The sequence below is a fragment of the Streptomyces sp. NBC_00234 genome (genome assembly GCF_036195325.1).
Taxonomy (GTDB): domain Bacteria; phylum Actinomycetota; class Actinomycetes; order Streptomycetales; family Streptomycetaceae; genus Streptomyces.
In genome coordinates this window covers 7,662,538-7,675,740 of the sequence record NZ_CP108101.1, presented here as the reverse complement: position 1 = coordinate 7,675,740, position 13,203 = coordinate 7,662,538, and the positions used below count along the sequence as shown (strand labels likewise).

Annotated in this window: 14 protein-coding genes; 8 read left to right on the top strand and 6 right to left on the bottom strand. The window is 69.7% G+C overall.

Going from position 1 to position 13,203, the window contains the following annotated elements; all coding sequences use genetic code 11:
• Window positions 1-216: 216 nt before the first annotated feature.
• Window positions 217-1,098: an alpha/beta hydrolase gene (locus OG230_RS33620; RefSeq protein ID WP_328907533.1), complete on the top strand. Its 882-nt coding sequence runs from the start codon at window positions 217-219 to the stop codon at window positions 1,096-1,098.
• A 140-nt stretch (window positions 1,099-1,238) separates the two neighbouring features.
• Here OG230_RS33620 and OG230_RS33615 read toward each other — a convergent pair whose 3' ends face one another.
• Both OG230_RS33615 and OG230_RS33610 read right to left on the bottom strand, forming a co-directional pair.
• Window positions 1,239-2,426, bottom strand: a complete 1,188-nt coding sequence (locus OG230_RS33615) for an MFS transporter (protein ID WP_328907532.1) — start codon at window positions 2,424-2,426, stop codon at window positions 1,239-1,241.
• Complete coding sequence (locus OG230_RS33610; protein WP_328907531.1) at window positions 2,426-2,989, bottom strand: Chromate resistance protein ChrB; 564 nt, start codon at window positions 2,987-2,989, stop codon at window positions 2,426-2,428. The genes OG230_RS33615 and OG230_RS33610 overlap by 1 nt, the downstream gene beginning before the upstream one ends.
• Window positions 2,990-3,469: 480 nt before the next feature.
• On the opposite strand from OG230_RS33610, the gene OG230_RS33605 reads away from it, so the two are divergent.
• Genes OG230_RS33605 through OG230_RS33595 form a run of 3 tightly spaced genes read left to right on the top strand, consistent with a single transcriptional unit; the run spans window position 3,470 to window position 4,769 of the window.
• A complete protein-coding gene (locus tag OG230_RS33605; protein ID WP_328911616.1) occupies window positions 3,470-4,129 on the top strand; it encodes a fascin domain-containing protein in 660 nt (219 codons plus the stop codon).
• Window positions 4,093-4,554, top strand: coding sequence for a carboxymuconolactone decarboxylase family protein (locus OG230_RS33600; protein WP_328911615.1), 462 nt, complete (start codon window positions 4,093-4,095; stop codon window positions 4,552-4,554). Before OG230_RS33605 ends, OG230_RS33600 begins: the two co-directional genes overlap by 37 nt.
• Window positions 4,555-4,556: 2 nt before the next feature.
• Window positions 4,557-4,769 carry a hypothetical protein gene (locus OG230_RS33595; RefSeq protein ID WP_328907530.1) on the top strand — a complete coding sequence of 71 codons (213 nt, stop codon included), beginning with the start codon at window positions 4,557-4,559 and terminating at the stop codon, window positions 4,767-4,769.
• 25 nt (window positions 4,770-4,794) lie between these two features.
• Here OG230_RS33595 and OG230_RS33590 read toward each other — a convergent pair whose 3' ends face one another.
• Entirely contained in the window at window positions 4,795-5,214 is a 420-nt protein-coding gene (locus OG230_RS33590; RefSeq protein WP_328907529.1) for a Fur family transcriptional regulator, read from the bottom strand.
• A 429-nt stretch (window positions 5,215-5,643) separates the two neighbouring features.
• Between OG230_RS33590 and katG the strand changes: the two genes are divergently transcribed.
• The 4 genes from katG to msuE all read left to right on the top strand — a co-directional run bounded on the left by katG (window position 5,644) and on the right by msuE (window position 9,943).
• Entirely contained in the window at window positions 5,644-7,875 is a 2,232-nt protein-coding gene (gene katG / locus OG230_RS33585) for a catalase/peroxidase HPI (RefSeq protein ID WP_328907528.1), read from the top strand.
• A gap of 113 nt (window positions 7,876-7,988) precedes the next feature.
• Window positions 7,989-8,237 (top strand): hypothetical protein, encoded by a 249-nt coding sequence (locus OG230_RS33580; protein ID WP_328907527.1) that lies wholly within the window; start codon window positions 7,989-7,991, stop codon window positions 8,235-8,237.
• A 63-nt stretch (window positions 8,238-8,300) separates the two neighbouring features.
• Complete coding sequence (locus OG230_RS33575) at window positions 8,301-9,380, top strand: LLM class flavin-dependent oxidoreductase (RefSeq protein ID WP_328907526.1); 1,080 nt, start codon at window positions 8,301-8,303, stop codon at window positions 9,378-9,380.
• Window positions 9,377-9,943, top strand: a complete 567-nt coding sequence (gene msuE / locus OG230_RS33570; protein ID WP_328907525.1) for an FMN reductase — start codon at window positions 9,377-9,379, stop codon at window positions 9,941-9,943. Before OG230_RS33575 ends, msuE begins: the two co-directional genes overlap by 4 nt.
• Window positions 9,944-10,052: 109 nt before the next feature.
• Here msuE and OG230_RS33565 read toward each other — a convergent pair whose 3' ends face one another.
• The 3 genes from OG230_RS33565 to OG230_RS33555 form a co-directional block, all read right to left on the bottom strand.
• Entirely contained in the window at window positions 10,053-10,589 is a 537-nt protein-coding gene (locus OG230_RS33565) for a MarR family winged helix-turn-helix transcriptional regulator (protein WP_328907524.1), read from the bottom strand.
• Between the two features lie 125 nt (window positions 10,590-10,714).
• Entirely contained in the window at window positions 10,715-11,785 is a 1,071-nt protein-coding gene (locus OG230_RS33560) for an MBL fold metallo-hydrolase (RefSeq protein WP_328907523.1), read from the bottom strand.
• Between the two features lie 55 nt (window positions 11,786-11,840).
• On the bottom strand, window positions 11,841-13,007 hold the full coding sequence (locus tag OG230_RS33555) for an NAD(P)-dependent alcohol dehydrogenase (RefSeq protein WP_328907522.1): 1,167 nt from the start codon (window positions 13,005-13,007) through the stop codon (window positions 11,841-11,843).
• Window positions 13,008-13,203 lie beyond the last annotated feature (196 nt).

The following is a 13,203-nucleotide window of genomic DNA, read 5'->3' as shown; positions in this document are numbered from 1 at the left end:
GGGTCCCGATGCGCGTCGGCCCCACCGGTCCGACACCGGACCCTCGCGGCGAACCGTCCTTTCCGCCCGGGCAGGCCAAGGGCCGTGACCATCTGTTACGGTCGCCTCATGTGTTCCGTCATCCACAACTGGCAGGCAGTCCGGACCCGGTCGACGTTCTGACCGCGATGCCGGCTGTCGTCGGCACCAGGTCCCACGTCCACCGTTCGCCTCAGGATGACGAGGATCTTCACCATGCGCGCAACCTCGCGCCCCACATTCGTATTCGTTCACGGCGGTTCCAGCAATTCCCGGGCCTGGGGCCCGTTGCAGAATGAACTGGCCCTGCGCGGGCACCGTTCACATGCCGTCGACCTGCCGGGCCACGGCGACCTCGCCGACAGCCCCGCCGCCTACTACCGGCAGCCCCAGGACCTCACGGCACTGGCCACCGCCGCCTCCCCCATGACCGGTGTCACCTTGCAGGACAACGTGCGCCATGTCGTGGCCACCCTGCGGCGGCTCACCGCATGGGGTCCGGCCGTCCTGGTCGGCAACAGTCTCGGCGGTCTGACGATCAGCGCCGTGGCCAACGCCGTCCCGGAACTGCTCGACCGCGTGGTCTACCTCTCCGCGCTCTGCCTCAGCGACCCGGCCATGCTCACCGAGCCGTGGGACGTGGTCGACGACAACCTGCTGGACGCCGTCGCGGCGCGGATCTCGGTGCCCATCGTGTCCAACCCCGGTGTGGTCAGGCTCAACTGGCGCAGTGCACACACCGACCCGGCGCTGTTCGCCGAGGTGAAGGCCGCCGTCATGGCCGACTCCACCGACCACCAGTTCCGGCTGCTGCTGGACTCCCTGGACCCGGACGAGAACCACTCGGTGCTCGAACCCGGGGCCCTGGTCCGGGCCGACGGATGGGGACGCGTCCCGCACACCTACGTCCGGCTCTCCGCGGACCGCAGCACCACTCCAGCCGTCCAGGACTACATGATCCGGGCAGCGGACGCGCTGACCCCGCACAACCCCTTCGAGGTGCACACCCTGCCCACCTCGCACGTCGGCTACTTCAGCCGACCGCGGCTCTTCGCCGAGCTGTTGACCGGCCTCGTCTGAGGCATCTCCCGCACCACGGTTGCCCCGTCGCCGACTTCGGCGGCGGGGCGACCCCGGGGAACCGGCTCCGGCCGCTCCGGACCGCGCCGGCACAGGCCACGTGAAACCCTGTCGGCCACCGATGCCCATGGAACCCGAAATCAGCGCGGTGCGTGGGCTGTTCGGCGGCTGCCTGCCAGAGCGAGCAGCGCACCCGCCGCCAGCAGGGCGGCGAGAGCCGCGTAGCCGTAGGTCAGGGTCGAGACGGTGGCCACACCGGCGACGAGCAACGGCCCCCCGGCGTCGCCGAGTTCGCGCCCCAGTTCCGCCGATCCCATGGTCTGCCCCATGCGCTCCTCCGGGGTCGATGCGGCGAGGGCGGCGAAGCCGAGCGGCGTGATCAGCCCCGTGCCGGTGCCGATCAGCGCGGCGGCCAGCAGGACCCCGGCGAGGCCGGGCAGCATCGCGGCGGCGAGTCCCACGGCGGTGACGAGCATTCCGGCAAGCAGTCCGTTACCGGTGGCCAGGCGCCCTGCGTCCAGGGCGCGGCCGGCCCTGGGCTGGACGACGGCGGCGGTGGCGGCGAGGACGGATACTGCGGCGCCGGTGGCCACGGTGCCGAGCCCGGCCGCGGCCCCCGTGACGGGGAGGAAGCCCACGCCCACGGAGAGCGCGGCGGTGGCCGCGGCGAGCGCCGCGGTCGGGGCGAGGAAGGAGCGGTCGGCCAGGCGGCGGGCGAGGTCGGCCACGGTCTGCCTCTTGCGGGGCAGCGGCGGCACCACGGGCACGGCGAAAGCGGCCCACAGCGCGACAGCTGCCGCGCACGCGGCCATCACCGTGAACAACAGCCGCAGACCTCCTGCCCAGACCAGGACGCCACCGAGCAGCGGGCCGAGGGTGTAGCCGATGGACTTGTAGAAGCCGTAACTGCCGAACGCACGGCCGCGTTTGGCCGCCGGGTTGAGGCGGGCGACCATCGCGGACGCCGAGGGCGAGAACGCGGAGGCGGCGGCGCCCTGGCCGAGGCGGGCCGCCCACAGCCAGCCGGGACTGTCCGCGACGGCGTACAGCGCGGAGGCGGCGGCGAAGGCGACCAGGCCGCCGAGGAGTACGGGCTTGGCGCCGATCCGGTCGGCGAGCGTGCCGAAGACGGGCTTGAGCAGCACCTCGGCACCGTCGTAGAGGGCGAGCAGCCCCCCGAGGACGAGGAGCGAGGTGACCGCGTCCTCGGAGAACCCGCCGAGGTTGGCGGCGATGCCGTGCGCACCGAAGGCGGTGGTGAATCCGGCGGCGTACAGCGGCCACATGGCTCGCCTGGGCGCGGCCGGGGATATGGGCTGATGCGTCATCACACGTCCTCGTCGGTGGAGTGCAGGGCGGCGAAGACGCGTTCGGCGTAGTCCTCGCAGGCGGCGACGCACTCCTTGAGCCGGTCGCCGGCCAGGGGGGCCTCGGGGGCACCGAACACGTCCCGCGCGGTCAGATCTCGGTGCCAGCGGCGCAGCCGCTCCAGGCTCTGCTCTTCCTCCTCCAGCTCGGCCAGGGTGAACTTGCCGATCCGGATCTCCTTGGCGATCTCGGCCTCGAACTTGCCGCAGTCCGCGAGGAACTCGGCCCAGTCCGCCGAGCGGGCGGCGGTGAACATCTCCCGGAAGCGGGCCGCGTCCTCGGGCGAGCGGCCGGATGCCTGGAGCGTCACGCCCTGGCCGTCCGCGGCGGCGGTGAGGTCGAGGGCACGCCGGACGCCGTCGGCGAAGACCGGCACTTCCGGTACGGCCCAGATGCCCTGCCCCAGTGAAAGGGCTCCGATCCTGCGCAGCTCCCGCCACACGGCGACCCGGTGCCGGGACGGTTCTGCGGGCAGCTTGATGACCAGGATCAGCCAGCGCGCGGTCTGCTCAGCGTTCGTCACGAGCAGGAATGTAGCAGGCGTTACATCAGGACCGGCGGCACGGCAGGTGCTGCGGTGGCGACGATGCGTCGCCCCGGCGCGCCCGCGAAGTGGACGCGACAGGAACGACGGGTTTCATCTGCCTGAACGGGAAACCGCGGAATTGACAATGCAGCGCGTTTACCTGCAAGACGCCTGGATGTACCGTCAATTCACTGCCGGAAATCACGCCCCACCGTTACGCTGAGGCCGCTTGGCCGAGTTGGCGAAGCCGCTGCCGAAGCCCCTGGGGAGGGGTGCAGATGGCAGGTGCCGGGGGGTGCGGAAAATACTGGGGTAGGCGTCGCCGCGCAGAGAGAACAATATCCGGCGCGCGCGAAACGGCCGGAGATGTCCGCGCCGTGATTCTCCCGAGAATGCGACCGGAAGCCCGTCACGGGCCGATCGTCCCGGTGCCCCCTGAATCCGTATGACGAAAAGTGAGGAACACCCGTGCGACGTATAACCTCCGTCCTTCTTTCCGTGACCGCCGTGCTGGCGGCCTCGGCGCTGACCGTCCCCGTGGCCGGGGCGGCCCCGCAGGCCGACCGGCCGGGCGCGGTGCCCAGCGGCTGGGAGGCAGTGGACGGCACCGAACTGGCGCGGATCTCCGGAGACACCCTGCGCGCCCCGTCCGCCCTCCGCGAGGGCGCCTCCACCGCGGCCGCGGAGCCCGAGCTCCTGGCCATGCAGTCGGCCCGCAACGGGCAGTTCGTCGCCACCGAGGTGAACTACGCCGCACCGAACACCGGCGTGCTGCGGGCCCGCTCCGCCCAGGTCGGGGGCTCCTGGGAGAGCTTCGCCTTCGAGTACGACGAGGTCACCGAGACGTACGCCCTGAAGTCCCTGGCGAACGACCGCTACGTGGCAGTCGAGAAGAACTTCACCGGCAGCGCGCAGAACGTCCTGCGTGCGCGTTCCACCAGCGTCAGCGGCTGGGAGCGGTTCTTCCTTTACTACAACGAGGACTTGGACCGCTACGCGCTCCAGTCCACGCTGAACGGACTCTTCGTCGCGATGGAGAACAACTTCACGGGCTCGCTCCAGTACGCACTGCGCGCCCGGTCCACCGACATCACCGGCGCCTGGGAGGAGTTCACCCTCCACGACCTCGGCGCCTGAGGTCCGTCCGGCTCGCCGAGCCGTCCGAGGGGCGCCTGAACCGGGATCCCACCCGCCAGGCGCTCTTCGGCCCGCCCCGTCGGCACCACCGGTCCGGCCGTGCGGCGGCATCCGACGACCTGCATCCGGGCGGGCAGTGGGAGATCTTCAAGAAGATCGAGCTCGGTGAGACCCTCATTCCGAACAAGTACAAGGAACTGATGGGAGTTGCTCTGCACTCCGAGACGAAGTGCCGTTACTGCACGCTCTTCCACATGGAGGCCGCGAAGCTGTTCGGCGCCACGGACGAAGAGATACAGGAAGCAGTGCACTACGCGAAGAACAGTCTCGGATGGAGCGCCTACATCAACGGCATGCGCGAGGACTACGACGAATTCGCGCAGGAGCTGGGCGAGATCAAGGAATACCTGGCGGCGAAGGGCTGACCATGCAACTCGAGTGGGCGCGGCCCGGTGTTCTGCGAGCCACTGCGCACGCCTTCGAATTCGCCGCACTGGTGTCCGCGGCGCGCTTCGTGGCCGAGTCCGCCCCCTCGGGGATCCCCGCGGAGGCCGTGGACCGGCTTCGGCTCATTCTGGACGACTACGACGCGCAGACGGCGCGCCTGCGGGACGAGAAGCCCCACTCCGGCGGCGCGTGATGCGACGAACGGCACCGCACGCAGGTCATCTCCCGGTCGTGCAGGACGGGCACAGCCCGCGATAGGTGACCTCGGCCTTGGAGACCGTGAAACCGAAGCGCTCCTCCGCCGGGAGGACGGCCAGTGGGTCACCGGTCGGATGGACGTCCCGGATGATGCCGCAGCCGGAGCACACCAAGTGCTGGTGCGGATGGTGCGCGTTGGGGTCGTAGCGCTTCGCACGGCCGTCGGTGGAGAACTCCACGACCTCGCCGAGCGCGACCAGCTCCCCCAGCGCGTTGTAGACGGTCGCCCGGGAGATCTCGGGCAGCCGTCGCACCGCACGGGCGTGCACCTCGTCAGCCGTGAGGTGGACGTGGTCGCCGTCGAGGACCTCGGCAACGACACGCCGCTGCGAGGTCATCCGCCACCCACGCCCTCGCAGTCGCTCCAGCAGGCCGCTCATATCGGTTCACCTATTCAGGTTCGGTGGATGCCCCGAGCCGAGCGGCGCACGTCCGCGCATCCGGGTTCCTGTGTCAAATGGGCTTGGTGCACTTCTTGACTTGGACTCTGTCCATCGTAGGATCGGTTACGGCAATAGCCAAGGGACAGGATGACTCCAGTACGACAGGAGACGGAGCAGTGACCACCACGACGTCGGGGCGATCGCTTCCGGGGCGCGTGATCGCGTGGACCACAGCTCCCCGCACATCGAAGACGTCGACTGTGCGTTCGGCAAGACCCCCCGCCTGACCATGTCGGGCGACGCGGGCCCCTCGGTCCTCGATCGGGGATGCCGAGGTGATCCGTGATCCACCGGGGCCTGTCCCCCGACTGTTCCACCGCCCGCAGTTCCTGAGCAATGTGATCCGCCCCGTCCGGAAGGATTCCCATGTCTGAGAACCACGACGCCATCGTCACCGACGCGAAATCGGAGGGCGAGGGCGGCTGCCCCGTAGCGCACGGACGCGCCCCCCATCCGACGCAGGGCGGCGGAAATCGCCAGTGGTGGCCGGAGCGGCTCAACCTGAAGATCCTCGCCAAGAACCCCGCGGTGGCCAACCCGCTCGGTGAGGACTTCGACTACGCCGAGGCGTTCGGGACGCTCGACCTCCCGGCCGTGAAGCGGGACATCGCCGAGGTGCTGACGACCTCCCAGGACTGGTGGCCCGCCGACTTCGGCAACTACGGCCCGCTCATGATCCGGATGGCCTGGCACAGCGCGGGCACCTACCGGATCAGCGACGGCCGCGGTGGCGCCGGAGCCGGCCAGCAGCGCTTCGCGCCCCTCAACAGCTGGCCGGACAACGGGAACCTCGACAAGGCCCGCCGTCTGCTGTGGCCGGTCAAGAAGAAGTACGGCAAGAACATCTCGTGGGCCGACCTCATGATCCTCACGGGCAACGTCGCCCTGGAGGAGATGGGCTTCGAGACCTTCGGCTTCGCCGGCGGTCGCGCCGACGTCTGGGAGCCCGACGAGGACGTGTACTGGGGCCCCGAGACCACGTGGCTCGGCGACGAGCGCTACACCGGGGACCGCGAGCTGGAGAACCCGCTCGGCGCGGTCCAGATGGGCCTCATCTACGTCAACCCGGAAGGCCCCAACGGCACCCCGGACCCGCTGGCCGCGGCCCGCGACATCCGTGAGACCTTCCGCCGCATGGCGATGAACGACGAAGAGACGGTCGCCCTCATCGCGGGCGGCCACACCTTCGGCAAGACGCACGGCGCCGGCCCGGCCGAGAGCGTCGGCGCCGACCCCGAGGCCGCCCCGCTGGAGCAGCAGGGTCTCGGCTGGAAGAACGCCTTCGGCACCGGTAAGGGCGGCGACGCGATCACCAGCGGCCTCGAGGGCATCTGGACGAACACCCCGACCGCCTGGGACAACAGCTTCTTCGACATCCTCTTCGGATACGAGTGGGAGCTGTTCAAGAGCCCCGCCGGCGCGCACCAGTGGCGGCCGAAGGACAACGCGGGTGCGGGTACGGTCCCCGACGCCCACGACGCGTCGAAGAGCCACGCCCCCACGATGCTCACGACCGACCTCTCGCTCCGCATCGACCCGGCGTACGAGCAGATCTCGCGCCGCTTCCACGAGAACCCCGCCGAGTTCGCGGACGCCTTCGCCCGGGCGTGGTTCAAGCTGACCCACCGTGACATGGGCCCGCTCGCGCGCTACCTCGGCCCGGAGGTCCCGAGCGAGACGCTGCTGTGGCAGGACCCCCTCCCGGCCGTGACGCACGAGCTCATCGACTCCGGCGACATCGCCACCCTCAAGAGCCGCGTCCTCGCCTCCGACCTGTCGGTGTCCCAGCTCGTCTCCACCGCGTGGGCGTCGGCCTCGTCCTTCCGCGGCAGCGACAAGCGCGGCGGCGCCAACGGTGCGCGTATCCGCCTCCAGCCGCAGAGCGGCTGGGAGGTCAACAACCCAGACCAGCTGGCGACGGTGCTGCGCACGCTCGAGGGGATCCAGGAGTCCTTCAACTCCGCCCAGTCCGGCGGCAAGAAGGTCTCGCTGGCGGACCTGATCGTGCTCGCCGGCGCCGCGGGCGTCGAGCAGGCCGCCAAGGACGCCGGTTTCGACATCGAGGTCCCGTTCGCGCCGGGCCGCGTGGACGCGTCGCAGGAGCAGACCGACGTCGAGTCGTTCGCGGCGCTCGAACCGATCGCCGACGGGTTCCGCAACTACCTCGGCAAGGGCAACCGCCTGCCGGCCGAGTACCTGCTGGTCGACCGCGCGAACCTGCTGAACCTCAGCGCGCCCGAGCTGACGGTCCTCGTCGGTGGTCTCCGCGTGCTGGGCGCGAACTACGGCGACGCGCCGCTCGGTCGCCTCACCACGACCCCCGGGTCGCTGACGAACGACTTCTTCGTCAACCTGCTCGACCTGGGTACGACGTGGACGGCGACGTCCGAGGACGCGACCACGTTCGAGGGCCGCGACGCCGCCTCGGGCGACGTCAAGTGGACCGGCAGCCGTGCCGACCTCGTCTTCGGGTCGAACTCGGAGCTGCGTGCGGTCGCGGAGGTCTACGCGAGCGACGACGCGAAGGAGAAGTTCGTCAAGGACTTCGTCGCGGCGTGGGACAAGGTCATGAACCTCGACCGGTTCGACCTCGCCTGATCCCGACGTCCGGGCCGGCCGCCATGGCCGGCCCGGACACCCCCAGCGGGGCCGCGTACACGCGTCCCGGTCAGCCGGATGCGCGGAGCGCCGCCCGGGGCCACTCTGGAAGCATGGCCACACAACCGATCATCATCCATGAACCCACCCCGTCAGGCGGCCGGATCGTGACCGTGCACGCCATGGGCCGCCACGAACGCATCGGCCTCGCCCACAGCGACCACGACGTCATCGAGTTTCTGGCCGATGCCGGGCTGTCGGACCCGGAGCGTGTGCTCGACAACCCCGCCGTCGTCACGTGGCAGGGCGCCGATGCGCACAGCTACCCGCCCGACGGCGGGCAGTCCCCCAAGGCGGAATAGCCGACCCACCGACCAGGTTGTTCGTTGCGCAACGAATAACCTATCGGAAAGTAGGCCATCCTCATGGACTTCGAACTGGGGATCTACCATTTCGGCGAACTCACACCCAGCCCCACGACCGGCGCGCTCCCCTCACCCGGCACCCGGCTGAGGGAGTTGGTGGAGCAGGCGACGGCGGCCGACGAGGCCGGTCTCGACGTCTTCGCCGTGGGTGAGCACCACCGTACGGACTTCGCCGTGTCCTCCCCGGCCGTGGTGCTGGCCGCCATGGCCGAGAACACCAGCCGGATCAAGCTGTCGAGCGCGGTGACCGTACTCAGCTCGGACGACCCGGTCCGCGTGTTCCAGCAGTTCGCCACGCTCGACCTGCTCTCCGGCGGCCGGGCCGAGATCATCGCCGGCCGGGGGTCGTACACCGAGTCGTTTCCCGTGTTCGGTTACGACCTGAACGACTACGCGGAGTTGTTCTCGGAGAAGCTGGATCTGCTGCTCCGGCTCCGCGAGGAGAACCCCGTCACCTGGCAGGGGGCGCACCGCCCAGCGCTGGTGAACGGCGACATCACCCCCCGGCCCGATCGCGAGCTGCCCGTCTGGGTCGCCGTCGGCGGCACCCCTGCCTCCGTCGTACGCGCCGGTCGGCTCGGGCTGCCGCTCTCGCTGGCGATCATCGGCGGCGCCTACCGCCAGTTCGCGCCCTTCGTGGACCTCTACCGTCAGGCCGCGGCCGAGGCCGGGCACGATCCGGACACGCTGAAGGTGTCGGTCAACTCACCCGGCTTCGTGGCCGCCTCCCACGACGAGGCCATCGAGGTCTCCCACCCGTACTTCCAGGCCGGCTGGATGGCCAACCACCACCAGCGCGGACTGGGCGTCCCCATGCCGAGGATGGCGTACGAGGCCCAGTCGACGCCCTCCGGAGCGTTCTTCCTGGGCAGCCCCCAGGAGATCGTCGACAAGATCATGGCGCAGCACGAGCTGTTCCGCCACGACCGCATGATGATCCAGCTCGGCTTCGGCAACGTGCCGCAGCGCGAGGCCCTGAAGGCCATCGAGCTGCTGGGCTCCGAGGTCGCCCCGGTCGTACGCAAGGAGATCGCCGGGAGCTCGCCCCTGGCCACGGCCACGGCGGAGGTGTCGGCATGACCGCGCCCCTGAAGGTCGTCGCCGTCGTGGGCAGCCTCCGGTCCCCGTCGAAGACCACGGCACTGGCGGACCTGATCCTCCGGACCCTGGCGACGCGCACCACGACCGAGACGCGTCTGATCGAGCTGCACACGCTCGGTACGGCGTTCATCGGCGCAGTGGAACGGGATCAGGTCGGCGCGGAGGCCGAGGAGGCGCTGCGGGCGGTGGAGGAGGCGGATCTCGTCATCGCGGCGACTCCCGTCTTCCGTGGGTCGTACACGGGCCTGTTCAAGCACTTCTTCGACCTGGTCGACCAGTACGGGCTGGCCGCGAAGCCGGTGCTGCTCGCGGCGACGGGCGGCACCGAGCGGCATGCCCTGGTCATCGAGCACGCCATGCGCCCGCTGTTCGGCTTCCTTCAGGCGTGGACCGCGCCTGCGGGGATCTACCTCGGCTCCGGCGACTTCGACGGAACCACGATCCTCAACCCCGAGGTGTACGAGCGCATCGAGATGGCGGTCGACGACGTCGTCCCCGTAGCCGAAGCGCTGGCCGGAGCCAGGGCGCCGGTCGCGGCCTGAGCCGGTTCCCCGGTCGCACCATCGAGCGACACTCTCCTGCCGTCCGTCGCGGAACGGACGGCAGGAGAGTGTCGCTCTTCTTTGTGACGCGCCTCCGGAACGGCGCCCGTCAGCAGGCGTTCGCGTCGTCCTCGAAGCCCGCGGCGGCCCAGATCTCGGCGAGCGAGTCGAGCTGCTCGTCGGTGAGCTTGTCGAGGAACTCGCTTCGCAGATTGGTCAGATGCACCTTGCGGGCACGGCGGTACGCCTTGCGGCCGGCCTCGGTGAGGACCGCGTCGAAGCCCCGGGCGTCCGTGGGGCACTTCTCCCGTACGACGAGGCCCTGACGTTCGAGGTCGTCCACGATGCGGGTCAGGCCGCTGCGGCTGATCAGCAGGGAGGAGGCGATGTCCTTCATCCGCACGCGGCCCTCGGGTGCCTCGGCGAGCGTGAGCAGCACCTCGAACGAGGACATCGAGATGCGCTCGGCGGCCACGAGTTCCGCGTCGAGGGTGCGCAGCAGCTTCAGATGGGTGGAGAGGAATCCCAGCCAGACCGCACGCTCCGTACGGTTGAGCGCACGGGTCGGCGAGCCCTGCCGGGCGATCCCCCCGGCAGTGTCCACGCCGGGCTCCTCGGCCACGTCCGTCTTGGCGTCCTGGCTCATGAAAACCCTCCACAAGTTAGTTACACAACGAATTATATCCGGTGATGCGGGTGCGCGTGGGGCCCGGACACGGAGCGGCCCCCGGCGGACGGGAGTCCGCCGGGGGCATGCCGCGTCCGCTGCCGTCAGGCGCTTTCCTGCGGGATGATCAGCTTCTCGAAGCCCGAGACCATGCCGTACTCCAGGCGCAGGGCCTCCAGGACCGAGTAGGCGTGGTACTTGGTCATGACGTCGGCGCCGGCCAGCCGCTGGGCCCAGGTCTGGCCGTTGTCGGTGACCTTCTCCAGCGTCTTCCTGGTGACGTAGTTCGTCATCTCGTTGAAGTAGTTCTCCCAGAGAACCCAGGCGTTGCTGAAGCCGATGCGCTCCATGTACTCCAGCTCGTGGCCGTTGTCGAGGGCCTCCTTGGCGAACTCGATGATGTCGTTGGTGTAGTCGCGGGACGCCTTGGCGTCCTCCGGAGTGCCGTAGCGGTTGACGTGACCGGAGACGACACCCTTGAAGTCGTAACCGAGAATCCAGTCGTGGGCCTCGGCCCAGCCGCGGATGTTCTCGGAGGCGTCGCAGTGCTTGAACGCGCTCCATCCCGGGCTGATGATGTCGATCGCCGCCAGCGCCTTCTGCTGCGGGGCATAGATGAAGATGTTGCCCGGGGTGTGGTTGACCCCGTGGTAGTCGAGGTCGAAGCGGACTCCGTTGACCTCGAGGGTGTCGCTCTCCGTGATGGTCTCCGTCGGGACGGGCATGCCCCGCGTGCCACCGAGGTCGGGCCAGCGTTGGACCATCTCGCGGGTGTAGTCGTGCGCGATGACCTTGGGCTTGTCCGCCGCGAAGATCCCGGCCGCTCCGATGTGGTCGGAGTGCCAGTGGCTGTAGATGAGGTGGGTGACGGGCTCGTCGGTGACTTCGGCGATGGCGCGCTTCAGGTTCTCGCCGAGCAGCGGTGGGGCGTCCACCACCACGACGCCGTTTCCGGTGCGGACGAACATGGTGTCGTAAGCACCCGAAGTGACGTAGTAGGCACCGTCGTTGATCTCCTCGACGTGGTAGCCCTTGGCGATCCGCTCCGGCAGGAACAGCGCTCCGTAGCCGTCGGCGGGAACAGGCCGGTAGTCGGCGAGGGTGTGGAGGGGCATACCGGCGGCGCCGAGCTGGTGACGGTCGGTGGGGGTGCCGGGCTTCTGATGGTCGGTCATGGTCGGTGTACCTCTTGACTGTTCGTAGGTGGGATGAAGCGGCGGGGTGGTGCCGCTACTCCCCGATGCGCAGCACGGGCTTGATCGAAGCCCCGGTCCGCGTGTCCGTGGCGGCTTCGTTGATCCGGTCGAAGCCGTAGAAGGTGACAAGGCGGTCGAAGGGGAATCGGCCGGCCTTGTAGAGCTCGATGAGCCGCGGGATGAACAACTGCGGGACGGAGTCGCCCTGGGCGATCCCGCGGACGGTACGTCCGCCGAGCAGCGCGTTCATGTTCACCGGGGCATGGGCTCCGGCGGGCGCGCCTCCGATGAGGGCGGCCGTGCCAAGCGGGGCGAGGGCGTCGACGGCCAGGGTGAGCATCTCCGGGCGCGCGGTGATCTCCAGGACGTAGTCCGCTCCCCCGCCGGTGATCTCGGCGATCCGGGCGGCGACGTCCTCCTCCTTGGCGTCGATGGTGTGGGTGGCGCCGAGCTCGCGGGCGAGCCCGAGTCGCTCGGGGACGATGTCCACGGCGATGACCGGACTCGCTCCGGCGACCTGGGCGGCCATGACCGCGGCCAGTCCGACGGTGCCCGCGCCGATCACCACGACGGACGCGCCTGCCGGTACCGCGAGCGAGTTCAGTACGGCCCCGGCTCCGGTCTGGAGGCCGCAGCCCAGCGGGCCGAGCAGTTCCAGCGGCACGTCCTCGTCCTCGATCTTCACCACATTGCGCTCCGTGGCCAGCGCATGGGTCGCGAAGGAGGACTGACCGAAGAAGTGGCCGTGGATCTCCTCCTCCCCGGCACGGAGGGCGTTGCTGCCGTCAGGCCGGGAGCCGCCGAAGTTGGCGGGAAAGGATGAGGCGCAGTAGGCCGGGTATCCCGTGAGGCAGGGCTTGCACCGGCCGCAGGACTGGTAGGACATGACCACGCGGTCACCCGGCGTCACGCTGTTCACGGCCGTACCGACGCGCTCCACGATTCCCGCGCCCTCGTGGCCCAGGACCGCGGGAAGCGGCACGGGGAGCGCCTGGTCACGGACGTGGATGTCCGTCTGGCAGAGGCCGGTGGCCACCACTTTGATCAGGACCTCCTCGGGCCGGAGCCCGGCCTCGATGGTGAGCTCCTCGAAGGTGAAGGGGCCGCCCTTCTCCCGCACCACTGCCGCCGTCACGCGGGTGGCACCGGGGCCGGGGCCGTTGTCTGTCTGCGGGGAGGGGGAACCCTCTTCTGCCGCCATGTCTCTTCTCCCAACCGGATACGCGCGCCGGGGCCTGTTCCAGGCGACCCGGGCGACAGTCCCTCGGCCGCCCGAAGCGGCGAGTGCGGAATGCCGGCGAACCTCGACAGCCCTGGGTTCCGTAGAATCAGGCCGCCATTTAGTTCGTTCTGCAACGAACCATAAATCTCCCTCGACTCGGAGTCAAGCAACCCCC

Coding starts and splice junctions, on each gene's coding strand:
- OG230_RS33620 (WP_328907533.1), top strand. CDS start 217: ATGACGAGGATCTTCACCATGCGCGCAACCTCGCGCCCCACATTCGTA.
- msuE (WP_328907525.1), top strand. CDS start 9,377: ATGACCGCGCCCCTGAAGGTCGTCGCCGTCGTGGGCAGCCTCCGGTCC.
- OG230_RS33580 (WP_328907527.1), top strand. CDS start 7,989: ATGGCCACACAACCGATCATCATCCATGAACCCACCCCGTCAGGCGGC.
- OG230_RS33565 (WP_328907524.1), bottom strand. CDS start 10,589: ATGAGCCAGGACGCCAAGACGGACGTGGCCGAGGAGCCCGGCGTGGAC.
- OG230_RS33595 (WP_328907530.1), top strand. CDS start 4,557: ATGCAACTCGAGTGGGCGCGGCCCGGTGTTCTGCGAGCCACTGCGCAC.
- OG230_RS33555 (WP_328907522.1), bottom strand. CDS start 13,007: ATGGCGGCAGAAGAGGGTTCCCCCTCCCCGCAGACAGACAACGGCCCC.
- OG230_RS33575 (WP_328907526.1), top strand. CDS start 8,301: ATGGACTTCGAACTGGGGATCTACCATTTCGGCGAACTCACACCCAGC.
- katG (WP_328907528.1), top strand. CDS start 5,644: ATGTCTGAGAACCACGACGCCATCGTCACCGACGCGAAATCGGAGGGC.
- OG230_RS33560 (WP_328907523.1), bottom strand. CDS start 11,785: ATGACCGACCATCAGAAGCCCGGCACCCCCACCGACCGTCACCAGCTC.
- OG230_RS33615 (WP_328907532.1), bottom strand. CDS start 2,426: ATGACGCATCAGCCCATATCCCCGGCCGCGCCCAGGCGAGCCATGTGG.
- OG230_RS33590 (WP_328907529.1), bottom strand. CDS start 5,214: ATGAGCGGCCTGCTGGAGCGACTGCGAGGGCGTGGGTGGCGGATGACC.